We start from the raw sequence: 23,048 nt of genomic DNA, 5'->3' as shown, positions 1-23,048 counted from the left end.
GCGCGGCCTGGCTGTGGAGTGCCGCGCAGGGCTGGGATCCGGGGGAGTCCGGAGGGCGGTCGTCCGCCCCCGGAGGCCCCGGGCCTCTCCGCACCGTGGGGGGTGTCGCGCTGCGAACGCGAGAATGCGGTGGCGCCGTCGAACCGGGTTCGGGGGCCGAACAGCAGGCTATATATACCGCACAGGAACGAATCCGATCAAGTGACCGTTTTCATCACCACTACTTTGCGTGACCGATCGGAGATTGGAAACACTGGAAAGTGAACGAGGCCGAGATGATTTCACGAACACAAAAGAGCCACTCCACTCTCCTGCGTGATAAGCCTTGATCAATGCCATTGCGGCGCACGACCACCATCCGACCCCACGCCTTTTCCCGGAACAGAACCCGCAGGTCGTCAACCGAAACGTTACCGAATATCACTCTTCGTGACACGCTTGTTTCCTCGGCCCCATTGCGCTTCCGGTCCCCTCCCTGTACGCATGGGTGAATCTGTCCGCCCTCCCGTCTAGTGGGTACCCATGATCAGAACAGCGTGTCCGTCATGAGCGACTTCACCGGCGGTTCGCGGGAGAAGACGATCGTGTTCGGGATCCTCGCCGCCCTGGTCGTCGCCCTGGTGGTCCTGGCCCAGCAGCTGCTGTCCGGCCCGGACGACGAGGAGGCCGCGCCCCCGCCGGACGCGTCCGTCGAGTCGGGTGGGAGCGGGGGCGAGGGGGTCGGCGACGTCATGGCGCTCATGCCCTACTCGGAGGCCGAACTGGAGGCCGGCGCGGAGACCGCACGGGCCTTCGTCGCGGCCTACAGCGAGGTCCGCCCCGAGGAGAACGGCGAAGAACGCATCGCCCGCCTCTCCCCGATGCTGGCCGAGGAGTTCTTCGGCACCATGGAGGCCCTCATCCTCACGGCGCCGAACAGCGCGACATCGAGGGACGCACAGCGGACCAGCGCGTCGGCGTCCGTCACGGGGATTCGCAACATCGGCACCTCGGCGGTCATCTTCGAGGTGGAGGCGCGGACCCTGAGCGATACCGGCGAAGAGGGAGACGACGAGCCCCTCGCCTACGCGGTCACCATGGTCTTGGAGAACGATGCCTGGGCCGTCTACGCCTTCCAGGACGCGTCCCTCGGAAACGACGGGGAAGGCGTATGAGCAGCCCGAACGACGTCCTCCTCACCGTGCGGGATGGCCTGCGGCGAGTGCGCGACCGCCTTCTGTCCGAGCCCGGGCGCGCCGGTGACAGTGGTAGCGCGACCGCGCGGGTCGGGGGCGGGGCCACAGCGCTCGCGGTCATGGGGGGGATCGCGTACGCGGCCACCATGTGCGGCCCCGACAGCGGCGTCACCGCGAGCGGGTTCAACTCCTCGCCCTCGTCGTCCGGCATCGTCCAGGCTTCCGCGTCCTCCTCGTCCTCCGGCACGACGATCACCATCAGCTCACACGGGGAGAGCGGGGCCTCTGGCGAGAAAACCGTACGGGTGGACATCCCCGAGGACATCCTTCGGATGCACCGCACCGCGGCCGAGACCTATGACATCCCGTGGGAGGTCGTCGCCGCCGTCGGCGCGATCGAGACCCAGAACGGCCAGTACGGTCCCGGGACCTCGTCCTGGCCTTCCGGTCTGACCTCTGGGGAGCGCAACCCCTACGGCGCGGCCGGAATCGTCCAGTTCGGAGTACTCGAACCCCTTCGCGGCCGGGGCGACGACCGGTCACCCGGTGCCAGGATGGGCGCCGCGGCGAACGCGTGGGGCGGGGAACCGCTCCAGGCCGTCTCGGAGCGCCCCGCGTACAGACTGGGCGATCCGAATCCGGGGAGGGGGCCGGATTCGAAGCATCCCGGGACGCTCGTCCCCTACTTCGGCGTCGATGGGAACAACGACGGGCAGGTCAACGTCTGGGACCCGCACGACAACATCACCTCCGGGGCGTTCCGGCTCGCCTACTACGCGGAGAAGGCCCGGAAGGAAGGGACGGGCTCCGCCTGTCCGAGCCGGCCGAACGTGAGCCCGCTGGAGTGCACGCTCTACATCCACAACAACGCGAGCTGGTACGTCGCGCAGGTCATGGACGTGATCGAGTACTACAACAACTCCGACATCGCCCCGACCTCTCCCCCCGCGAACATCCAGACCGCCTCCATGGTGTCCGACGGGGCGAAGGACTGCGAAGAGCAGGGAGGCAACGCGACCCGGGCCGCGTTCCTGGGAAACGCCAGCGAGGAGCACCGGACCGTGGTGGAGTTCGCGCGGAGCAAGATCGGGATGCCGTACATCTGGGGTGGGACGGGGCCGTCCGGCTACGACTGCTCCGGCCTGCTCCTGGCCGCGTGGAACTCCATGGGGGTCACCGTCCCCAGGGTGACGGACAGCCAGTGGAACCTGGGCGAACCGGGCCCCGGGTACGGCAACGGGACGGCGCAGACGGTACTCGACCAGGCTCAGGGCGACGCCCTGGACGTCTCGGTGCTACAGCCGGGCGACTTCGTCTTCTTCCACTATCCGGGAGGTTCACCGTTCCCTTCCCATGTCGGAATGTACAGCGGTGGAGGGCAGATGATCCATGCTCCGGCTCCGGGCAAGCACATCATCGAGGTGTCGATCGAGAGCAGCCACTACCAGACCGTCTTCGTGGGAGCGGTCCGGATCACCCCCGACTCCTCCGGCGGCGGGGGCACCGCGCAGGTGTGACCGCCCGTCTCCGTACTCCAGACCCAACCCGGGAGGATGATCCACCATGGTCGCACCTATCGTCGTTGCCCTCGGGGGCACCGCGCTCCGTGCGGGAATTCAGCGGTTCGGCGGTGCCGTCGCCGGCCGGGGCGCGGCCTGGCTCGCCGGAAAGGGCGGCTGGAAGGGCCTCGCCTGGGGGGCGACCAAGGGCGCCGGAGCCCTCTCCCTGGGCGCCCTCAAGTTCGGCGCGAAGGCCGGGCTCAAGGGCCTCGGGGCTCTCGGCGGCCTGGCCATGAGCGCCGGCTCGGACATCCTGGGAGCCGCCGGCGCCGCGGTGGGCGGCGCCACCGGCCTGCTCTCCGCCCTGGCGGGGGCCTTCGAGACCGCGGGGTCCGGTCAGAGCTACGGTATGTCCGGACCGATGCTGCGGGGGAAGGGCAGAGGCGCCGCTCCGCTCCACGCCTGACCCCGTCTCCCCCCGGACCGCTCCCTCGGGAGCGGTCCGTCCCGTCGGCGCCGACTCGCGCGGCTTCGCCGCGAGCGCGCCGCCCCCACGCCGGTGAGCGCCTGCCCCGAGCGCTCCCACGACACACCCCTCCGCCGCCGGGAACGGCGGCGGCGCTCCACCCTCAGCACTTCACCCGGAAAGACGCCCTCTCCATGAACACCCACGTCTCTCCCCCCTCGGACGCCCCCCTCTCCTCCGACGACGCGGTCATCCGCGCCGACGAGTTCGACGGCATCGCCGCCTCCGTCGAGGCCGCGGTCCTGGGCAAGTCCGACGTCGTACGGCTCGCGCTGGTCGCGATGCTCACCCAGGGCCACATCCTGCTGGAGGACGTCCCCGGCACGGGCAAGACCACCCTGGCCCGCGCCATCGCCGCGAGCGCGAACGGCGACTGGCGTCGCATCCAGTTCACCCCGGACCTCCTGCCCTCCGACATCAGCGGCGTCACGATCTTCAACCAGGGGACCCGCGAGTTCGAGTTCCGCCCCGGCCCCGTGTTCGCCAACGTCGTCATCGCCGACGAGATCAACCGGGCATCGCCCAAGACCCAGTCGGCCCTGCTGGAGGTCATGGAGGAGCGGGCGGTCACCGTGGACGGCGTCCAGCACGGCGTCCCCTCCCCGTTCCTCGTCGTGGCGACGCAGAACCCCGTGGAGATGTCGGGGACGTACCGGCTGCCCGAGGCCCAGCTGGACCGGTTCTTGGTGCGCCTCACCCTCGGCTACGCCGATCCGGCGTCCGAACTCGCCATCATCCGGGGCGACCGGCTGGTCACGCCCGAGGACCTGAAGCCGACCGTCGACGCCGAGCGGATGGCCACCATGCGGGGCGACGCACGGCGGGTGTTCGTCCACGACTCCATCTACGAGTACGTGCTCCGCGTCGCCCACGCCACGCGCGACCACCGGGAGCTGAGCGTGGGCCTGTCGACCAGGTCGACGGTGGCCATGGCGAGGACGGCCCGCATGCTCGCGCTCGTCTCGGGCCGCCCCTTCGTGGAGCCCGAGGACGTCAAGCTCCTGGCCCAGCCGGTGTGGGCCCACCGCCTGGTGCTGTCCCCCGAGGCCTCGGTCGGGGGCCGCACCGGGGCCGACGTCCTGGACGGGATCCTCCGCGAGACCCCCGCGCCGTCCCCGGGCGCGTCCGGGGCCCCGGCGGGCCGCTGATGCCGACCGTCAGGGGATGGCTCGTCGTCGGGGCGGGCCTCGTCCTCCTCGCGGTGGGCGTGGTGTCCCAGTACCAGGAGCTGGCGCTTCTCGGCGGCGTGGCCGTGACCGCCGTCGCCGTGGCCTCGCTCGTGGTGGGGCGTCCCGCCGCCGTGTCGGTCCGGCGTTCGCTCCCCTCCCCCCGCACCTCGCCGGGCTCCGCCCTGCGCGTCCGCGTGGAGACGCGCAACCCGGGCCGGCGCTCCGTCCGCGTGGTCGAACCCGTGCGCGGCCACGGGGGCGAGCGGCCGGTCCGGCTGCCGTCGCTGGGAGCGCGCGCCGAGGGCGGGACCGAGTACCGCGTCCGGGCGACCCGGCGCGGGGTGGTCACCCTCGGCCCCCTCCGGGCCGGGCGCGCGGACCCGCTGGGGCTCGCCGCGGTGTACCGGGAGTGCGGCGGCACCGACCAGGTGTGGGTCCATCCGCGCTGGGAGCGGCTGCGCACCGTCCCGGTCGGCCGGGTGGCCGACCCGGAGGGCACGGCCGACGGCGCCCCGGCGGGTGCGCAGACCTTCCACTCGCTGCGGGACTACGTGCCCGGCGACGACCTGCGGCTGGTCCACTGGCGCAGCTCCGCACGGTTGGACAGGCTCGTCGTCCGCGAGTACATCGACACCTCGCAGCCTCGCCTCCACGTCATCGTCGACGACCGGCCCACCGCCGGGGGCGAGGAGCGCCTGGACGAGGTGGCGAGCGCGGCCGCCTCGGTCCTGGCGACCGGTGTGCAGGCGTCGCTCCACTGCGAGACGAGCCTGGTGAGCGGCCGGGGGCGCGACAGCAGCGGAGGGCTGCCCCCGCTGCTCGACCTCCTGTCCGAGGCGCGGCCGACCCCGGACGCCGACCTCGCACGGGCCTTCCGCATGGCCCGGACCCGACCCGCCGGGGACACCGCCGTCCTGATCAGCGGTGCGCTCACCACCACCGACCTGCGGTCCTTCGGCGAGCTCGGACACCACTACTCGGCCCTGATCGCGGTGACCGTCGGCGCGGAGGACCGGCCGAACGCCCCCGCGTCGGTCACCCTGCTCGCCGCAGGCGACGCGGCGGGGTTCGTCGAACGCTGGAACGAGACGCCATGGTCACGCTGACCCCGCCGCGCCCCCCGGAGACCGCGCCCGCCCACGGGAGGGGGCCCGGCACACCGCTCCGCGCCGTCCTGGCCCCCGTCGGACTCGTCATGGCCGCCGCGGCGGGGGGCGTGGCCCTCGCGCCCGGCTACGCCGTACCTGGGCCGGTCTACGCGGTGCTGCCGCTCTGCGCCCTGCTCTCCGTCGTCGTGACCCTGGCGGCGCGGGCCCGCCTGTCGCCGCTCGCCGGGATCCTCGTCGGGCTGCCCCTGCCCCTGGCGGGCGTGGTGGTGTGCGCGGTCCGGCTGCCCGGTCAGGGGACGGGTGTGCTGGGGGGGACGGCGGAGGCCCTCCTCCACTCCGGGGCGCGCATCCTGACCAGCGCGGCGCCCACCCCCCTGAACGTGGACACCCTGACGCTGCCGCTCCTGGCCACCTGGATCACCGGTGTCGCCTCGGTGCTGCTCTGGCAGGGGAGCCGGCCGGCGCTGGCCGTCCTCCCCGGCCTCCTGGCGCTCGTCGGCGCCGTCGTCCTGAACGGCCCGGTCGCCCCGCCGGGGTTCCCCTCCATCGGCCTGGTCGCGGTCGCCGCGATCCTGCTCATGGCCGCCTCCTCCGACGACCGGTCGGCCGCGAACGCGCGCGCCGGGTCGGAGGACCTGCGGGTCGAGGTCGACACCCCGGACGCGCACCCGCTCGGGCGGGTCGGACGGGTCCTGGTGACCGCGCTCGCGGCGGCGCTGGCGGCCACCGCCACGGTGTTCGGCGGTCCCGTCCTGCTCGCCTCCTGGGAGGCGGCTCCGGGCGATCCCCGCGAGGCCGTGCGGCCTCCCCTCGCGCCGGAGGCCGCCCTCAACCCGCTCGGCTACCTCTCGGCCTGGGCCGCCGAGCCGGACGGTCCGCTGCTCACGGTCCGGTCCGAGGAACCGGTCGACCTGCGGTGGGTCGCCCTCGCGGAGTTCACCGGGACCACCTGGCTGCCCGAGGGCGGCTACCGCGCCGCCGGGGAGGTGCTTCCCGACCCCGTGCCGCCACCGCCGCACGCCACCGGCGTCCGGGCGGAGATCTCCGTCGGCGACGACCTGCCGGGCGGCTGGGCTCCGGTCGTCGGGGTCCCGCGGCGGGTCGGGCTCCAGCCCCTGGGCTACGACGCGGTCTCGGGGACCGTGGTGAGCGCGGACGGGGACATCGCGGGGGCGCACTACGAGGTCACCGGGGACGTGGCGGACTGGAGGGCGGCCGAGCTCGCGGGCGCGTCCGTTCCGGCCGACTCGGTCTTCGACCGCTACCGCGAACTGCCTCCGGGGGCGCCGCCGGTCCTGAACGACGTGGCTGCCGCCGTGGCCGGGCAGGGGTCGCCGTACGAGCGCGCCGTCCTCCTCTCGGAGTACCTGCGGGAGTCCCACTACTTCTCCGCGGAGACCCCCGGCGGGCACGGCTACGCGAACGTGGCGGGCATGCTGGCCCCTCCGGGGCAGGAGGGCGGCGGAGGGACCTCCGAGCAGTTCGCGAGCGCCTTCGCCATGCTCGCCCGCGCGGCGGGGCTGCCCAGCCGCGTCGTCGTGGGGTTCGGCTCCGGCTCCGACGAGGGGGACGGCGTGCGCACGGTGCGGACCGGCGACGCGCTGGCGTGGGGCGAGGTGTACTTCAACGGCGTCGGGTGGGTGCCGTTCTCCGTCACCCCCGGGGAGGAGGGACAGGACGAGGACGAGGAGTCCTCCTCCGGCGCCGCCGAGGCGCAGACCCCCGAGGAGGCGAACGACGCGCACAGCCTGGAGGACGACGCCGACCCCGGCTCCCCGCCGGGGAGGGAACGCGAGTCGACGCCGCTGTGGCCCTTCCTGACCGCGGGTGGCGTGCTGCTCGCCGCCGTGGGCGCTGTGCCGACACTGCGGCTGGCGCGGAGCCGGTGGCGGCTGAGGCCCGGCGTCCCCGAGCGGCGCGTGCTGGGCGCGTGGCGGGAACTGCGCGACCACCTGCGCCAGTGCGCGAGCGCGCCGCAGCCGGGTCACACGGTCGGCGACACCGTGGCGCTCGTCCAGGACCTCCTCCCCGAGGAGGGGCGGGAGTGGGCGCGGGTCGACCTGCGGCGCCTCGGCGGGGCGGTCAACCGGGTCGGTTTCGCCCCGGGCGCCGGGATCTCCGACACGGAGGCCGCGCACATCACCGACGGGGTCCGCCGCCAGTGCCGCGCGCTGCGGCGCACACCCGGCCGCGGCAGAAGGCTGGCCTGGTGGTTCGATCCCCGTCCCCTGTTCTGGCGGGCGCCGTGACGCCCGCCTCCGATCGTCGCCCGCCGCACGGCGGGGAAGGGGCGTTCCATGAGTAGCACGGGGTCCGGCGGCGGCAGCCTCGTCCCGGGGTTCCACTCCCTGGAGGTGCTGCACCGCGGCGCCGCCTCGACGGTCTACCGGGCCGTCCCGGACACGGGCGGCGACCCGGTCGCCGTCAGGGTCCTGCGCGGCCCGGACGGCGACGCCGAGTCCGAGCGCCTGCGCCGGGTGTCCGGCGTGCCGGGGGTGGTGCGGGTCGTCGGCCACGGTGCGACCACCTCAGGGCGTCCGTTCGTGGCCATGGAGCACCACGGGGGCGGGGACTACGGGCGGATCCTGGGGGAGCACCACCCGCTGCCGGTGGAGGAGGTCGTACGCGTGGGCCTGGACGTGGCCGGCGCGCTGGCGGGCGTGCACGCGCTCGGCCTGCTCCACCACGCCGTGGAGCCGTCCCACGTGCTGGCGGGGAAGGAGGGCGCGGTCCTCGCGGGTACGGGCTCGGTGCTGCCCGGGGGTGCGCTCCCGCCGCCGATCGGACCGCGTACCGGCGCGCTGCTCCACGCCCCGCCGGAGGCGGTCCGGGGCGAACCGCCGACCGCCGCCTCCGACGTCTACCGTCTGGCCGCCACCCTGTGGGAACTGCTGGCGGGGCGTCCCCCGTTCGGTGACGGGGCGGAGGCCTCAGCCGACCCCTTCGGCTACCGGGAGCGCGTGCTCGGCGGCGGTCCGCCGGGGCCGCCGCGTCCCGACCTGCCCGCACCTCTGGTCGCGGCGCTCGCGCGGGCGCTCGACGGGGATCCGGGGAACCGCTTCGCCGACGCGGAGGGCTTCGCCGCGGCTCTGGCAGCGGACGCCCGCGGGGCGTCCACGGGGACCGGTGTCCGGTCGGCGCACACTCCCCCGACGGCGCGGGAGGCGCCCGGCCCGGATCGGACCTCGGGGGCTGCGTCGGCGGAAGCCCGGACGCAGGAGGCGCCCGGTCCTGACCCGGTTCCGCCGGTGCACGCGCCCGGGTCACCGGACGCCCTCCGGGAGAACGGTGCGGCTCCGGCGGCCCGGGAGCACACCCCGTCCCCGCGCCCCGGAGACCCGCATCCCGGCTCCGTGGCTTCCGCCGCCCCGTACTCCCCCGGAACGGAGCCCGGAACGGCTCCGCGCACCGCGCCCGCCCCGGCTCCCGGCCACGGCGACCCGGACCCCTGGCGGGGGCTGGTGGAGTGGGAACCGCCCCTGGCCGATCCCACGCCACCGCCCGCTCCGGTGTTCGGGGCGGGCACGCCGTACGCGGCCCCCGCCGCGCAGGCGCCTCACCGGCCCGGCTCCGCCGATCACGCCCCGCACCGGCCCGTCTCCGGCGGGCCGGTCCCCGGCGGCGGGCTCGCGCCGGCGCCGGGGGCCCGCGACGCCGAGGAACTGCGGTCGCGGCGGCTCCGCCTCGTGCAGGTGGTCGTGTCCGCGACGGCGATCGTCGTCATCGCCCTGGGTCTGGTGGCCTTCGTGTACCCGGGCCCGGTCGCCGCGCTCCTGGCGTCGGTCGGACTCGTGGAGCCCGCGGAGGACCCGGGCGGCGCCGTTCCCGACCCGGCCGACCCCTCCTCGGCCCCGCACGCCGCCATCTCCCGGGAGGCGGCCCCCACGGGTGTCGGGATGGAGGACTCCGGGGACACGGTGGTCCTCACGTGGACGGACAACGCCGGGGAGGGCACACCGCACCACGTGGTGGGCGGCCCGGCGGGCGACGCCTACGCCGCGCTCACCGAGGTGGAGCCCGGCACCGCGGAGGCGCGGGTGACCGGGCTCGACGCCGCAGGGGATTACTGCTTCGTCGTCATCGCCGTCCTGAGCGCGGACGAGGTCGCGCCCTCCGAGGAGGCGTGCACGGAGCGCGGCACGGGGTGACGGGACCGCCCGGGGCGGGTGTGCCGTCCGGCGGCCCCGGGCGGGGCCCGGTCAGGCTCCGCAGTTGGTGCCGAACCAGGCGGCCGACCGGTCGCCGGCCGCCCCCGACACGTCGATGCAGGCGTCCTTGGCCTGGATGAAGACGGCTCCGGAGGTCCCGGAGCCGTTGCTCCACCTCGGGGCGCCCGCGCCGTCCGTGCGGCGGATGCCGACGTCCGCGTAGCCGGCGTTGCTGACGGTCACGGCGCAGTTGTAGCCGGTCTGGCCCTCGTAGTAGAGATAGACGCTGCCCTGCCCGTTCGGGAGCGGCTTGGGCCATCCCTCAGCGTCCTGGGTGTACTTCAGCGCGCCGTCAGGGACGGCCGCGTTGCACAGCGCCCTGGGTTCGGCGCCCTGGGCGGCGGTGGCCGAGGACATCACCAGGACCGCGGCGGCCACGACCGCCGCGCCCGCCCAGGTCCCGCGGGCCCGCTTCCGGCGGAGGCTCATCTGAACTCCTGTTCGCACCTGGACTGGCTGCTGGTACTGGAATCGGCGGCGGTCCCGTCCGCTCCCACGGCGACCACGGTGAAGGAGTAGCAGCGCCCCGTCGCCCCGCGCGCGATGGTGTGGGAGAGCTGCCCGCCCCCGGCGGAGGAACCGGTCACCGTCACGGCGCCGAGCCCCCCGTCGCCGCGCGGCGTGATCGTGTACTCCGCCGCGCCCTCGACCTGGGCCCAGGTCACGGTCACGTTCTCACCGGAGACCGCGTGCGAGACGCTCGACGGGGCGGCCAGCTGCACCTCGGGCATCGTGAGCGGGGCGCTGTCGGTGGACTCACCGCTCACCATGCCCTCCGTGCGGGCGGTGACGGTGAAGGTGTAGGTCGCGCCGGGCGACAGGCCCGCGACGTCCACGGACGTCTGCCCCGACGTGCGGTCGCTGGGGTTGTCGCCGGAGTGGGCCCTGGTGGCGACCAGGTAGTCGTTGGCGCCCTCGACCGCGCTCCAGGAGACGGTGGCCGTGCCGCTGCCCGACGCCGTCGCCGTCACCTCGGCGGGGGCGTCCGGGGCCTGCGGGCCGGGCACGATCTCGGCGGTCTGCGCGGCCGGGCCGGTGCCGTGGGAGTTCACCGCGCGGACCATGAACCGGTAGGTGGAGCCGTTGGTGAGGCCGGTGACCTCGGTGTCCAGCTCGTCGCCGCCGACGGTGACCCTGCCGCCCTCCCAGGTGACCTGGTACTCGTCCACGGGCGCGTCCGGGGAGTAGGCCTCGGGCCAGCTCAGGAACGCGGAGCCGTCCCCGGCGGTGACGGAGACGGGCGTGGGGGCGCCGGGCGCCTCGCCCGCGTCGGGTTCGTCGTCCTGCTCGCCCGCCCCCGCGGGGGTGGGGTCCGAGGCGGGCGCGGCCGGCTCCTCGGGCGGGCCCGCGTCGGCCCCGGGCTCCGGGGCCTCGGCGCCCGGGTCGGGAACGGCGCCCTCGGTCTCCGGCTGCTCCTCGACGTTCCCGCCGGGCAGCGGCTGGGGCGCGGGAGCGCCGCCGTCCGCGTCACCGGGACCGGGAGGCGGGTCGGCCTTGTCGACGACGGTGGCCTTGCCGTCCGGGTCGATGATCGCGGCCACGCCGGTGTGGGGGGAGTTGATGTACAGGCGTCCCTCCCGTACCTCCAGCTCCAGGGGGCCCTCGGCCCCGGGCAGGGAGACGGGGTTGAGCTCGGCGCCCTGCGCGTCGAAGACGCGGACCCGCCCCTCGTCGGGGAACGGCACGTAGACACGGCCCTCGTAGGCGGTCGCCGTACCCCCGCCCTCGCCCACGTCGAAGTGCCCGATGTCGGCGGATCCGGCCGGGTCGGTGACGGTGAGGACCTCACCGGACTCGGGGAGCGTCACGGCGACGACGTCGCCGTGGGTGCGGGTGGGCATCCGGGCGCCCTCCAGCTCCACGGGCGCGTCGGTTACCACGGGGTCCCCGTCCGCGCGCACGGCCACCACGCGGTCGCCCTCGGGGTCGGTCACGAGGGCGCCGTCGTCCAGGACCGTCATGGCGATGTCGGCTCCGGGCTCCGCCACGGCCAGTGTCTCCGTGATGGCGGCGTCCTCGTCCTGGATCCGCACCCCGACGGCCGTGCCCTGCGTGGGCACGCCGAGCCAGAGGGTGTCGGACTCGTCGAACGCGCCGCCGGTCAGGGGCGCCGGGACGTTGAGCGTGGCCCCGGTGGGTTGGAGGGTGGCGGGGTCGACCGCCTTGATCTCACCCGTGGCGCGGTCGATCACCGCCGCGGTGTCCTCCCCCAGGACGAGGCCGAAGTCGCCGCCGCCCCCGAGCTCCAGCACACCGGAGAACCCCATGCGTCGGAGGTCGACCGAGGTCACCTTGCCGGTGGCGGGGTCGTAGAGCAGCAGGTACTCGTCGTTCTGGACGACCTGGACGTCCACGCCGGCGGCTTCGGGCAGGGAGGCCACGAGGTCGACCGCGGCGTTGTTCCCGTTGACCCGGACGGCCTCGCCCACGGGGCTGGTCCACAGCCAGACGGTGCCGTCGGACATCTCGTCGGCGCGCCCGACGGCCCCGGTCCCGAGGACGGAGCTGACGACGGCCGCCGCGAGGAGCGAGACGGTGATGCCCGAGGCGTGGGAGCGGGTGCGCTCACCGACCGCCCGCGCCCAGCGCCGCAGGGGGGCGGGTCGAGGAGCCGACGGCGCTCGTGCCGCGGAATCGGAGGAGGGGTCCACCATGCTTGGCTCCCGTTTGCGAGTGGCTCACCATCCCGTCGGTCGGCGGACGCCGGACGTGAGTCGACGGGGGATTCGGCGCGGATCAGGGGCCGGGAGAGGAGGAAGGCACAGAATGTCTACCAGGGCACTGATAGCCCAGTCAATGTTGTTTTGTGGTGGTTTGTACGGTCACCGGGATCGGAGTCCCCTTCCGGACGCGCGGCCCCGGGGGCGGCCCCGGAAGGCTTTCGGGCCGGTGAACGGCCGTGCGGGCGATCTCCCGCGACGCCCGGCCCGGCTGTGCTCCACGGGCGCGCGGGTGCGGTGCGCGGAAGCCCGGCCGACGCGGGGGAAGAGGCGGGGGGAACACGACCCCGCCCGGTCAGCCCCCGTCGCCGGGGGACTCGGACGGGTCGGCGCCCGGCTCCCCCTCGGGGCCGTCCGTCGGCGTCGCGGAGGGGTCGTCCTCCGACGCGTCCTCCGGCGGCGGACCGTACACGAAGCGCTGCCGGTCGTGGACGAGCATGGCGTACCCGCCCTCGGTGATCCCCTCCACGTACGCCGACAGGTCGTCGCCGACCACGTCCATGGTGACGGCGTCGAGCACCAGCTGTTCGTCCGTCCCGGTGTTGCCGCGCGAGTCGCCGTAGACGAGTCCGTCGAACGCGAAGGCGGGGGAGATCGACCCGTCCTCCTGCTCCAGTCCCCAGAGCACCTCTCCCTCGGTGAGGTCGACGGCGACCGTGGTGGCCTCCCCGCTCGCCTGGGGCAGCAGGAGGGTGCCGGTGGCGGTGTCGTACAGGTTGCCGACGGTTCCGGCGGGGTCGAACGCGCCTGCGGACGGGTTGGTGCCCGGTTCCTCCAGGGTCCACAGCAGGTCGCCGGTCACGGGGTCGTGGGCGGAGAGCGTGGAGGGCGCCTCGGGCTGGGCCCAGCGCAGCAGCATGACCGCGTCGTCAGCCCCGTCGCCGCCGCCGGCGTCCTCGTCCGTCGCGTCGTCCCCGTCCGTCCCACCGTCCGTGGCGTCGCCCCCCTCCCCCTCGCCGTCCTCCTCCGCGGAGGGCAGCGGGTAGAAGCCCAGCACCTGGGGCGGGAGGACGAGACCCGAGGTGTCCAGGCCCAGTTCCCCGTCCTCGCCGTCGACCGTCCACAGCTCGTCGCCCGCGGTGTCGTCCGCGACGGAGCGCGCGTGCAGGGAGGGGCCGCCGGACGCGAGCAGGACCAGGTCGCCCCGGGCCGCCACGGGCACGCCCAGCGCGGGCTCCCCGGCGTCGGAGTCCGCGTCGTCGCCGTCCCCGGAGGGGTCGTCGGGGTCCTCGGACCCGCCGGCCTCCTCGGGCTCGGCGAAGTCGTAGGACCACAGCTCCCCGCCGTCGGCGTCGAGCAGCGTGAACTCCCCGTGGGGCTCCTCCGCGCTCCATCCGCCGGGACGGCGCACCGCCAGCCCGTCGAGGTAGGCGTCGCCCTCCTCCTCGGGCTCCCACACCGGCTCGCCGCGGGAGTCCAGGACGAACGGGGCGCCGTCGGCGTCCGCCATCGACAGGACCCGGGCGCCGTCGAGGCCGGCGTCGAAGCCGCGGAAGCGCGCCTCGCCCTCCCAGAGGGTGTCGCCGGTCGCCGCGTCGTGCAGCAGGTGGCGGTCCTCGCCGCCGGAGCTGACGAGGAAGGCGTCGCCGACCGGGCTGATCCGCACGCCGAGGGGGTCGTCGAGGATGTCGTGGGTGTCGGCGGAGTCACCGTGGAGGTACCGCAGGACCTCGCCTTCGACACCGGGCGGCGCCTCGCCCCCGAACGCGGTCGGGACCGGGGCGGGCTCCGTCTCCGGAGGGGGCGCGGGAGGCTCCGGATCGCCGGTGCACCCGGCGACCAGCAGCGCCGCGAGGCCACAGGTGAGGGCCTGGGGCACCCGTGAGCTGCGCATGGACGTTTTCTCCCCACGAACGATGACGTTTACGGCAAATCCTAAGCCGCGCCGTGGTCCCCGGATACACGTGGACCGCCACCGTTACAGCCACGTGAACGTGGCGGCCGGTGGGATCAGGGCGCGACCTCGACGATGGTGACGCCCCTCACCTCGAACTCCGCCCTTCCTCCGGTGAGCTCGGCCAGGCGGAGACCGAAGTCGTCCAGGTCCGCCTCGGGAAGTGCGACCTCGATGCGGACCCGGTCCTCGTAGGCGACACCGCGCACGGTCAGCGACGAGTCGCGCAGGTCGCTCTCCAGCCGTCCGCCGAGCACGTAGTCGGCGAACACGTCCACGACGAGGAGGCGCCGCCGTTCCAGGACACCCACCTCGTCCACGGCGGCGGAGACGGCGTTGCCGTAGGCGCGGATCAGCCCCCCGGCGCCGAGCTTGGTCCCGCCGAAGTAGCGGGTGACCACGGCGACGGTGTCGGTGAGCCTCCGGTGACGGAGCACCTCCAGCATGGGCACGCCCGCGGTTCCCGCGGGTTCGCCGTCGTCGCTGGACCGCTGGACGCCGCCGTCGTCCCCGAGCACGTACGCGGTGCAGTTGTGGGAGGCGTTCCAGTGCTCCTTGCGCCGCTCGGCGATGAAGGCGCGGGCGGCGTCCTCGCCGTCCACCCGGGCCAGGGCGCAGACGAACCTGGACCTCTTGATCTCCAGCTCGTGCTCGCCGCCGCGTCTGATCGTTCGCATGTCGCCTGTTCGGCAGGGGTCGTGGTCGCAGACCAGTGTCCCATCCCGAGACGGGCACGCCCTCCCGGCACCCGGCCCCCCAGGAAGGGCGGAGGGACCCGGGTCCGCCGGGACCGACTCCCGATGTGACGACGGCCTCAACCCGTCCGCCCGGGGCGGAGCGGGCCCCGGCCGCGGGCGCGCTCGCGGCCGCCGCACAGGTCGGACGAGGGTCCGGACGCCCACGGGCCTGCGCGATGCCTCCGCTTTCCGCCGGGATCGGGCGTCGGACCGCACGAACACGCACACTGCACGAGGCGTTGACGGCCTGTCGGCGGTGTACCGGCGGTACGATCCCCACTGTCGAGGAGGCCGGAAGGCGTCCCGACCTGTTGCGCACGGCCCCTCCCCCGAGGCCCTTCACACTCAGGACGGCCTTCCCCTCACCGACGTACAGCGTTCCGTACATCCAGTTATCCGCTTGTCACCTTGGGTAATGTTGCGGACGACCGTCGAGAACACACCGGGAGTTCCGTCATGCGCACGTCACCGCTCACCGTCGGCCTGGCCCTGACCGCGTTCCTCGCCACCGGGTGTGCGCAGTCCGATCAGGAGACCAGCGACGGTTCGGCGTCCTCGGCCCCGCCCGTCTCCCAGCCGACCGCCTCCCCCAGCGTGACCGCGTCCATCTTCATGCTGCCGGCCGAGGGCGTGGGGGCCGTCACCTACGACGAGACCGCCGTGCCCGAGGGGGCGACGTCCGACGTGCAGGTCCGCGTCCAGGACGGGGAGACGTACGTGCAGTTCACCGGGACCAGCCTGGAGGCCGACCGCGATTTCGGCGCCCACGTGCACACCCAGCCCTGCGGGGAGAGGCCGGAGGACGCGGGCCCCCACTACCAGAACGACCCCGACCCGGCCGCGACCGCGGACGAGCCCTCGTCCGACCCCGCGTACGCCAACCCCGAGAACGAGGTCTGGCTCGACTTCACCACGGACGGGAGCGGCAACGCCCAGTCCTCGGCCACCGTCGACTGGGAGTTCCGCGAGGGCGAGGCCCGGTCCCTGGTGCTGCACGAGCAGCACACCATGACGGGGCACGGCGAGGCGGGCACCGCCGGGGACCGCCTCGCCTGCGTCACGGTCGAGTTCTGAGCCGCCCCGATGCGGAGCACGGCCCACGGGGCGCGCGGGCGGACGGTCAGTCCGGGAGCAGGCGGCGCAGCAGAAGGCGCTCGCCCAGCGCCCACGCCGTGGAGGTCAGCAGGTAGAGGACCGCGGCGAGCGGCACGAACGCGGCGATCACGACGGTCATGTACTGCATGTAGGTCAGCGGACCGGCCATCTGCGGCATGCCGGGATTGGCCGCCGCGTTCGCGCGCATCACGGGGAGCATCAGGTAGCGGCGGTTCGCCCACGCCACGAGCGCGATCAGGCCGATCAGCGCCGCGAACACCGGGGCCACCAGGAAACCGTCGGCACTCGCCGTCATGGTCGCGCTCAGTTCGACGCCGCCGAACGTGTGCGCCAGCATCGGGTCGTCCGTCCCCCCGGCCCCGATGAACACCCCGTAGAGGGCGACGACCACGGGCATCTGGGCGAGGGCGGGCAGACAGCCCGCGAACGGCGAGGTGCCCTCCTCGCTGTACACCCTGCGCTGCTCGGCGACGAGCTTCTCGGGGTTGTTCCGGTGCTTCGCGGTGATCTCCGCCAGGCGCGGCGCGATACGCGCCCGCGTCTTCTCCGCGCGGACCTGCATCACCCCCAGCGGGACGAGCAGGAGTCGGACGACGACGGTCAGTGCGACCACCGCGAGCCCGGTGGCGAGGCCGCCGGTGAGCGGCGTGAGCAGGGTCGTGAACGTGGCGAGGATCGCCGAGAGCAGGGTCATGGCGGCCGCGATCGGCCCGAGGCTGTACAAGGTGGGTCGGCCCTTCGTCCGGAGTGGGAGACAGACGTCGGGCCGCTCGGACCGCGCCCCCGCGAGGGGCGCGGGCACACGCGTGGAACGGTCGTCGTACGGGTGTGCCGTGACGGTCAGCGAGCGGCCGGAAGGGCCGCCCCGGGAGCCCTCGGACGGGGCCGCCCGGCCGCGTCGGGGTCTCGGAGCGTGAGCACGGGCAGGCGCGCCGACCTGCGGCGCATCGCGTGCGCGGCGCCCGTGGCGGTGTCACCGACGGGCCACAGGGCGGCGCCGTGGAGGACGAGAAGGGCGATGGCCGCGCCGACGGCGGCGACCAGCAGTGCCAGGGACCCGGGCGCGGGCAGGAGCTCGGAGGGTACGAAGCCCAGCATGAGGAACTCGAAGAGCGCGAGAAGGAGTCCCATGCCGCTCTCCTCCCTGGCTCTCTCCGTGCTGGCGGGTCGACACGCATCCTATCCGTGGTGTTTCGGTCCGACAACGCCCGTTGCGGCACGGAGAAATCCTCCGACACTCCGCCGGGGCTCCTCACCTTTCGCGGGACCCTGTAGCTAAATGACACAGAGTAACCACCTCCGCACTCGCCAGGCGCCGTCGTGCCCGAGCGAACCCGGTCGAAAAGGGGAGTCCCGTGCCGATCCGCCCTGCGAACCTCGCCACCATGTCCGCCACCATCGCCGGAGCGATCGCCGGGCTGTCGAGCAGAGAGGACCAGGCGTCCCCCGTGCGGGTCACCTTCGAGTCCGGCTACCAGCAGACCGTGGAGAACGGCGGCTGCCGCGCCCTCAAGACCGGGCAGGGCGGCGTCACCGAGATCTCGACGGAGGCCAAGGTCAAGTTCGCGCTCTTCTCGGGCACGAGCTGCCAGGGCAGCCGCGCCCTGGCCTCGGGGCACGGCACGGTGAGTTTCGGCGACCCGGTCCTGGCCGGGGCGATCGTCATCGGCTGAGTCCGCACCGAGCCCGTCGCACGGCGGCCCGCCCACGGAGGCCGGGCCCCGTGCACGCCCCCGTGCGGGCCCCCGTGCAGACCCGTCGGGGCGGGTGCCCGGGGCGGAGGAGGACCGGCTACCCCTGGTCGGCGTCCGGCCCCTCGTCGTCGGGCACCTCGTCGTCGGGCACCCAGTGCAGGACGTCGCCGGGCTGGCAGTCCAACGTGCGGCAGATCGCGTCGAGGGTGGTGAAGCGCACCGCCTTGGCGCGGCCGTTCTTGAGGACGGCGATGTTGGCGGGTGTGATCCCGACGGCCTCGGCGAACTCCCCGACCGACATGTCGCGCCGGACGAGCAGGAGGTCCAGGTCGACGATGATCGCCATCAGACCACCTCGGAGATCTCGGTCTGCAGGTCGGTCGCCTTGCGCAGGAGACCGCGCATGAGGACGAGCAGCATCGCGAAGAACGCGCCCACGCAGGTGGTCACCAACGACGCCCCCAGCGCCGCGAGCATGTCCATGCCGTCGTCCGGCGACGGGATGTCGGCCACGAGCAGGTGCGCGGTGACACCGGCCGTGATCAGCGTCGCCACGACGGTGGCCCCGATGACGACGTCCACCCAGAGAAAGGCCCTCTCGGTGAAGATCGCGTCGCGCCGGACCATGGCCAGCAGCATCCACACCGCGATGAGGGCGACCTGGACGCAGGCGACCCCGAGGACCGCCGCCGTCACGTAGGGCACCTGGAGCGGCGCGTAGGGCGGGAAGAGGTCGACCTCGTCGGCCGCCACCCCCGGGATGACCACGAACTGACCGAAGAGCCCGACCAGGACGGCCATGGCGATGGCGGCACGGAGGAGGGGGGTGAAGTACCTGTGCATGCATCGATAATCGATCGTTTCCTATCGAAAGTCAATAGGTGCACGGTGGGGCGGTGAGGCCGGAGCGGAGCCCTCGGGTGGGAGCCGCACAGCCGGAGGGGGCGGGCCGCATGCCCGGGCGCACGGCTCGGGCCGGTTCCTCCGCACGGGACGGCACCGCGGGCACGACGCCGGGACGCGTCCTCCGGCGGGCGGTCGCGTATCCGCCGGCGCACCGGGCAGGGGCCGCCCTCCGGTCGGCGTACCGCGACGGGCCGGTTCCCGCCGATGCCCCCGGACCCGCGTGAGGCCCGGACGCCGTGGGAACGCCCCTACTCCCCCGCCTCCCCGGCGCCCGTCCCGCGGATCTCGGCGACGCCGTCGGGCAGCACGTCCAGCGTGTCCCCGGGCGAACGCAGGACCGCGCCCGCGACCGCGTGGCCGAGCCGCAGCCGCCGCTCGGCGGGGAGCCCGTCGAGCATCCCCGACAGGAACCCCGCGGCGAACGCGTCGCCCGCGCCGACCGCCTCCACCACCTCGACCTCCGGGGACGGGGCGAACACCTCCACGTCGCCCTCGAAGCACGTCGCGCCGTGCTCCGCGTCCTTGACGACCAGCACCCGGACCTCCGGCAGCACGGCGCGGACGTCCTCGGCGGTCGGCGTGCCCCACAGCCTCTCGGCCTCGTCCCGCCCCACGAACACCACGTCGGCGCGCCGGGCGAGGTCGAGCAGCACCGGCGCGGCGACCCTCGGCGCCCACAGCGCGGGCCGGTGGTTGACGTCGAAGGAGCGCAGCGCCCCGTTGCCGGTCCGCCGGTCCAGCAGGTGCTCGACCAGGGCCGACGCACGGGCGGACAGCGCCGGGGTGATGCCGGACAGGTGCACGATCCGCGCCCCCCGCGACCACACCCGGTCGGCGTCGGCGGCCGACAGCTCGGACGCCGCCGACCCCGCACGGTAGTAGAGGACCCCCGCCCCGCCGGGCGCGGTGTCCTTGACGTACAGGCCGGTGGGGCGTTCGGGGTCCACGACGACGCCGCGCACGTCCACGCCCCACCTGGCCACGGCGTCGGTGACGATCCGGCCGAAGGGGTCGTCGCCGACCCTGCTCACCCAGGCCGACGCGTGCCCGAGCCGGGACAGGGCGACGGCCACGTTGGACTCGGCGCCCCCGGTGCCCACCTGGAGCCGGGTTCCGGCCGCGAGCGCCTCGGGCGAGGTGAGCACGGCCATGGTCTCGCCGACGCAGACCGCGTCGATCCCGCTCGTCGTCACTACCGAGTCCCCTTCCGTCCCGTGGGCCGCGTCGCCGGCCGTCCGGTCGGCGGCATGCCCGGCCGCACCCCTCCAGTGTGCGCGCTCAGCTCCGGTTCCTCCGCACGGACCTGCCCGGAAGGCGGTCGGTGCGGCGCCCGTCCCTCACCGTGAACTCCCCGGCCACCAGGACGTGGTGGATGCCCTCCGGTGACCGGCGGGGCTCCTCGTAGGTGGCGCGCGCGGCCACGGTGTCGGGGTCGAACACCACCAGGTCGGCGACGGCGCCCGGCCGGACGACCCCCCGATCGCTGAGCCCGAGCCTGCGGGCGGGCCGCGAGGTGAGGTGCTGGACGCACTCCTCCAGGGTGAGGACCCCGAGTTCGCGGGCGTAGTGGCCGAGGTACCGGGGGAACGTCCCCCAGCCGCGCGGGTGCGGCTTGGCTCCGACGAGAATGCCGTCACTCCCGGCGGTGTGGGCGCTGTGGCGCATGATGGTGCGGATGTTCTCCTCGTTGCCGACCCGGAGCAGGCAGCCGCTCCGCAGCTCGTCGGCGACGAGCAGGTCCATGTAGAGGTCGCCGGGGCGCTCGCCGCGCTTCGCCGCGAGGTCGGCGACGGACGAGCCGACGGCCCATGCCAGGGAGGGCTCGGCGACGCCGGTGATGACGATGGCGTCCCAGTCCATGGGGACGCCGTGGTTTCCGTCGGTGCCCTCCACCTCGATCTCGCGCAGGACGCGCGCGCGGGTCGGCCGGTCGCGCAGGCGGTCCAGGGTGGCGGCGGTGCCGCCGGTCTGCGCCCAGCTGGGCAGAGGGGCGCCGAGGTAGGTGGCGCTGGCCTGGTAGGGGTAGCTGTCCAGGGTGACGTCGACCCCGTGCCGGACGGTGGCCTCGTCGATGGCGTCGAGGACCTCGGGGGCGCGGCCCCGGTTCAGCGGGAAGTTGACGTGGCAGTGCGCGAGGTGGAGGGCGACGTGCGCGCGGCGGGCGACGTCGAGGCACTCCTGGTAGGACTCCACGACCCTCGAACCGTAGTTGCGGTGGTGGGGGCAGTAGTAGCCGCCCGCCGCCCGGACGGGGGCGAGCAGGGAGACGATCTCGTCGTCGGTGGCGTACATGCCGGGGGTGTACGTGAGCCCGCTGGAGAGGCCGTGCGCGCCGTCCGCCATGCCCTGGGCGACGATCGCGCGCATGCGGTCGAGTTCGGCGGGGGTGGGCGGGCGGTCGTCGCCGCCGAGCACGGCCATGCGCACGTTGCCCTGGGGGACGAGGTAGGCGGCGTTGACGGGCGCCCCGGCGTCGACGCGGTCGAGGTACTCGCCGACGGTGCGCCAGGAGTGGTCGAGGTCGGGGGTGCCGTTCCACCCGGCGAGCTGGGCGCGGAGCTCGCCGGCGGTGTCGTCGGTGACGGGGGCGTAGCCGAGGCCGTCCTGTCCGAGGACCTCCAGGGTGACGCCCTGGAGGGTCTTGGCCTCGTGCGCGGGGTCGGCGAGGACGGCCAGGTCCGAGTGGGAGTGCATGTCGATGAACCCCGGGGCGACGGCGAGCCCGGTCACGTCCACCGTGTTCCCGGCGCCGCGGGCGCCTCCCGGCCGGACCACCTCGCTGATGCGCCCTCCGCGCAGCACGAGGTCCGCACTCCGGGACGGCCCCCCGGTACCGTCGATGACCCGTCCGCCGGTGAGTACCGTCTCAGGCTGCACTGTTCCTCCGTTCGGGGCCCCGGTCCGCCTGTCCCGGCGTGCCGCCGGGCGGTGGTCGGTGTGACCCAAGATACGCTGCCCCGAGGATAATTGGTAACTTTGTTGCCAATAAATGTGCTTCCGGCCGGCTGCGATTCTGTACGAGCACCGGCGCGCGCATGCGCACGTGACACCCGACCAGAGGAGTTCCCCGATGTCCAAGAAGGCGATCCGTACCGACAAGGCCCCCGCCCCCGCCGGCGCGTACAGCCAGGGAGTCGTCGCGGGCGGGTTCCTGTACACGGCGGGCTTCGGCCCCCAGGACCCCGAGACCGGCCAGGTGGCGCCGACCGTGGGCGAGCAGACCGCCCAGGTGCTGGCCAACGTGTCCGCCGTGCTCGCCGAGCAGGGCCTGACCCTGGACGACGTCGTCAAGGCGACCGTCCACCTGGAGAACCTCAGGGCGGACTTCCCCGAGTTCAACGCCGTCTACGAGGAGCACTTCTCCGCCCCCTACCCCGTGCGCACGACCGTGGGCTCCGACCTGGCGAACATCCTCGTCGAGATCGACGTCGTCGCCAAGCTCCGCGACTGACGCGTCCCGTACCCGCCGTGCCGCCCGCCCCGACGGGCGGCACGGCCCGGCGGCCGGGTCAGGAGTCCCGGCGGGCGCGGAACACCAGGTCGTGGGTCGTGTAGGTCACGCCGTCGAGGGTCTGCTCCCCCCGGCGGGCCTCGTCGACCAGCACGGTCCACCCGTTCTCGGGGAGCGCCGCGACCAGCTCGTCACCCGTGTAGAACATCTCCTCGATGGGCGGACGCGGGACGCCGTCCGCGAGGTCGCGCGGGTGGTGCGCGACGATCAGGAGCTCTCCCCCCGGCACGACCGCCTCCGCGAGCCCGCCGACCAGGCGCGACCTCGCCTCCGGGGGCAGGTGCATGTACTGCGCCGACACCAGGTCGAACGCGTCGGCGGGCGGCGACCACGCGGTGATGTCGGCCTGCCGCCAGGTGATCCGTCCGGCGACCTCCGCGCCGTGTTCCGCCGCGTGGGCGGCGGCACGCTCCAGCGCCACGTTCGAGATGTCGACGGCGGTCACCTCCCACCCGTGTCCGGCCAGCCACACCGCGTCCGAGCCCTCCCCGCTGCCGACGTCAAGCGCCCTTCCGGCCGCCAGCCCCTCCGCCTCGGCGACCAGGTGGCGGTTGGGGTTGCCGCTCCAGATCGCGGGGGCCGAGGCGTAGCGCTCGTCCCAGTCCTGCTCCGTCACAGGAATGCCGGGCGTCTCCGTGCCGTGACCGTGACCGTGTCCCGTGTGCTCGTGGGCCATGTGGACCACCTCCGCGTCCCACTCTTCACGAGCGGCGCACCGAACCCCGCATTCTTTGCCGATACGGCAAAGCGTGCCGACGGATCCGGGACGAAACATCTCCGCGCC

General features: G+C 74.2%; 21 protein-coding genes. 10 read left to right on the top strand and 11 right to left on the bottom strand.

What is annotated here, in order from left to right:
* Positions 1–545: 545 nt before the first annotated feature.
* The 7 genes from Q8791_RS19890 (at position 546) to Q8791_RS19860 (ending at position 9,626) form a co-directional block, all read left to right on the top strand.
* Complete coding sequence (locus tag Q8791_RS19890) at positions 546–1,154, top strand: hypothetical protein (protein ID WP_330093259.1); 609 nt, start codon at positions 546–548, stop codon at positions 1,152–1,154.
* On the top strand, positions 1,151–2,692 hold the full coding sequence (locus Q8791_RS19885) for a C40 family peptidase (protein WP_330093258.1): 1,542 nt from the start codon (positions 1,151–1,153) through the stop codon (positions 2,690–2,692). Before Q8791_RS19890 ends, Q8791_RS19885 begins: the two co-directional genes overlap by 4 nt.
* Before the next feature lie 46 nt (positions 2,693–2,738).
* Entirely contained in the window at positions 2,739–3,140 is a 402-nt protein-coding gene (locus Q8791_RS19880) for a hypothetical protein (protein WP_330093257.1), read from the top strand.
* A 194-nt stretch (positions 3,141–3,334) separates the two neighbouring features.
* Positions 3,335–4,348 (top strand): AAA family ATPase, encoded by a 1,014-nt coding sequence (locus Q8791_RS19875; protein WP_330093256.1) that lies wholly within the window; start codon positions 3,335–3,337, stop codon positions 4,346–4,348.
* A complete protein-coding gene (locus Q8791_RS19870) occupies positions 4,348–5,475 on the top strand; it encodes a DUF58 domain-containing protein (protein WP_330093255.1) in 1,128 nt (375 codons plus the stop codon). Before Q8791_RS19875 ends, Q8791_RS19870 begins: the two co-directional genes overlap by 1 nt.
* Positions 5,463–7,727, top strand: coding sequence for a transglutaminase-like domain-containing protein (locus Q8791_RS19865; protein WP_330093254.1), 2,265 nt, complete (start codon positions 5,463–5,465; stop codon positions 7,725–7,727). The genes Q8791_RS19870 and Q8791_RS19865 overlap by 13 nt, the downstream gene beginning before the upstream one ends.
* A 48-nt stretch (positions 7,728–7,775) precedes the next feature.
* On the top strand, positions 7,776–9,626 hold the full coding sequence (locus Q8791_RS19860) for a protein kinase domain-containing protein (RefSeq protein WP_330093253.1): 1,851 nt from the start codon (positions 7,776–7,778) through the stop codon (positions 9,624–9,626).
* A gap of 51 nt (positions 9,627–9,677) precedes the next feature.
* On the opposite strand, the gene Q8791_RS19855 is transcribed toward Q8791_RS19860, so the two are convergent.
* The 4 genes from Q8791_RS19855 to Q8791_RS19840 all read right to left on the bottom strand — a co-directional run bounded on the left by Q8791_RS19855 (position 9,678) and on the right by Q8791_RS19840 (position 14,977).
* Positions 9,678–10,115, bottom strand: a complete 438-nt coding sequence (locus tag Q8791_RS19855) for a spore-associated protein (protein ID WP_330093252.1) — start codon at positions 10,113–10,115, stop codon at positions 9,678–9,680.
* Positions 10,112–12,340: a fibronectin type III domain-containing protein gene (locus tag Q8791_RS19850; protein ID WP_330093251.1), complete on the bottom strand. Its 2,229-nt coding sequence runs from the start codon at positions 12,338–12,340 to the stop codon at positions 10,112–10,114. Before Q8791_RS19850 ends, Q8791_RS19855 begins: the two co-directional genes overlap by 4 nt.
* A 361-nt stretch (positions 12,341–12,701) precedes the next feature.
* Positions 12,702–14,240: a PQQ-binding-like beta-propeller repeat protein gene (locus Q8791_RS19845; protein WP_330093250.1), complete on the bottom strand. Its 1,539-nt coding sequence runs from the start codon at positions 14,238–14,240 to the stop codon at positions 12,702–12,704.
* A gap of 116 nt (positions 14,241–14,356) precedes the next feature.
* Positions 14,357–14,977 carry a YigZ family protein gene (locus Q8791_RS19840; RefSeq protein ID WP_330093249.1) on the bottom strand — a complete coding sequence of 207 codons (621 nt, stop codon included), beginning with the start codon at positions 14,975–14,977 and terminating at the stop codon, positions 14,357–14,359.
* Positions 14,978–15,493: 516 nt separating this feature from the next.
* On the opposite strand from Q8791_RS19840, the gene Q8791_RS19835 reads away from it, so the two are divergent.
* Positions 15,494–16,111: a superoxide dismutase family protein gene (locus Q8791_RS19835; RefSeq protein ID WP_330093248.1), complete on the top strand. Its 618-nt coding sequence runs from the start codon at positions 15,494–15,496 to the stop codon at positions 16,109–16,111.
* Positions 16,112–16,157: 46 nt separating this feature from the next.
* Here Q8791_RS19835 and Q8791_RS19830 read toward each other — a convergent pair whose 3' ends face one another.
* Complete coding sequence (locus tag Q8791_RS19830; protein WP_330093247.1) at positions 16,158–16,877, bottom strand: YidC/Oxa1 family membrane protein insertase; 720 nt, start codon at positions 16,875–16,877, stop codon at positions 16,158–16,160.
* Between the two features lie 116 nt (positions 16,878–16,993).
* A complete protein-coding gene (locus tag Q8791_RS19825; protein ID WP_330093246.1) occupies positions 16,994–17,284 on the bottom strand; it encodes a DUF6412 domain-containing protein in 291 nt (96 codons plus the stop codon).
* 224 nt (positions 17,285–17,508) lie between these two features.
* On the opposite strand from Q8791_RS19825, the gene Q8791_RS19820 reads away from it, so the two are divergent.
* Positions 17,509–17,826: a hypothetical protein gene (locus tag Q8791_RS19820; RefSeq protein WP_330093245.1), complete on the top strand. Its 318-nt coding sequence runs from the start codon at positions 17,509–17,511 to the stop codon at positions 17,824–17,826.
* A gap of 118 nt (positions 17,827–17,944) precedes the next feature.
* On the opposite strand, the gene Q8791_RS19815 is transcribed toward Q8791_RS19820, so the two are convergent.
* From Q8791_RS19815 to Q8791_RS19800, 4 genes are all read right to left on the bottom strand, one after another.
* On the bottom strand, positions 17,945–18,193 hold the full coding sequence (locus tag Q8791_RS19815) for a helix-turn-helix domain-containing protein (protein WP_330093244.1): 249 nt from the start codon (positions 18,191–18,193) through the stop codon (positions 17,945–17,947).
* Complete coding sequence (locus tag Q8791_RS19810) at positions 18,193–18,690, bottom strand: DUF2975 domain-containing protein (RefSeq protein WP_330093243.1); 498 nt, start codon at positions 18,688–18,690, stop codon at positions 18,193–18,195. Before Q8791_RS19810 ends, Q8791_RS19815 begins: the two co-directional genes overlap by 1 nt.
* A gap of 311 nt (positions 18,691–19,001) precedes the next feature.
* Positions 19,002–19,946: a sugar kinase gene (locus tag Q8791_RS19805; protein ID WP_330093242.1), complete on the bottom strand. Its 945-nt coding sequence runs from the start codon at positions 19,944–19,946 to the stop codon at positions 19,002–19,004.
* Positions 19,947–20,031: 85 nt separating this feature from the next.
* On the bottom strand, positions 20,032–21,630 hold the full coding sequence (locus Q8791_RS19800) for an N-acyl-D-amino-acid deacylase family protein (RefSeq protein WP_330093241.1): 1,599 nt from the start codon (positions 21,628–21,630) through the stop codon (positions 20,032–20,034).
* Positions 21,631–21,823: 193 nt separating this feature from the next.
* Between Q8791_RS19800 and Q8791_RS19795 the strand changes: the two genes are divergently transcribed.
* Positions 21,824–22,204 (top strand): RidA family protein, encoded by a 381-nt coding sequence (locus Q8791_RS19795; protein WP_330093240.1) that lies wholly within the window; start codon positions 21,824–21,826, stop codon positions 22,202–22,204.
* Between the two features lie 58 nt (positions 22,205–22,262).
* On the opposite strand, the gene Q8791_RS19790 is transcribed toward Q8791_RS19795, so the two are convergent.
* Entirely contained in the window at positions 22,263–22,940 is a 678-nt protein-coding gene (locus Q8791_RS19790) for a class I SAM-dependent methyltransferase (protein ID WP_330093239.1), read from the bottom strand.
* Between the last annotated feature and the right edge of the window lie 108 nt (positions 22,941–23,048).

This window comes from Nocardiopsis codii (genome assembly GCF_036327455.1).
GTDB lineage: Bacteria > Actinomycetota > Actinomycetes > Streptosporangiales > Streptosporangiaceae > Nocardiopsis > Nocardiopsis codii.
Note: the sequence above shows the minus strand (reverse complement) of the source record. Positions and strands in the feature narration are given on the sequence as shown.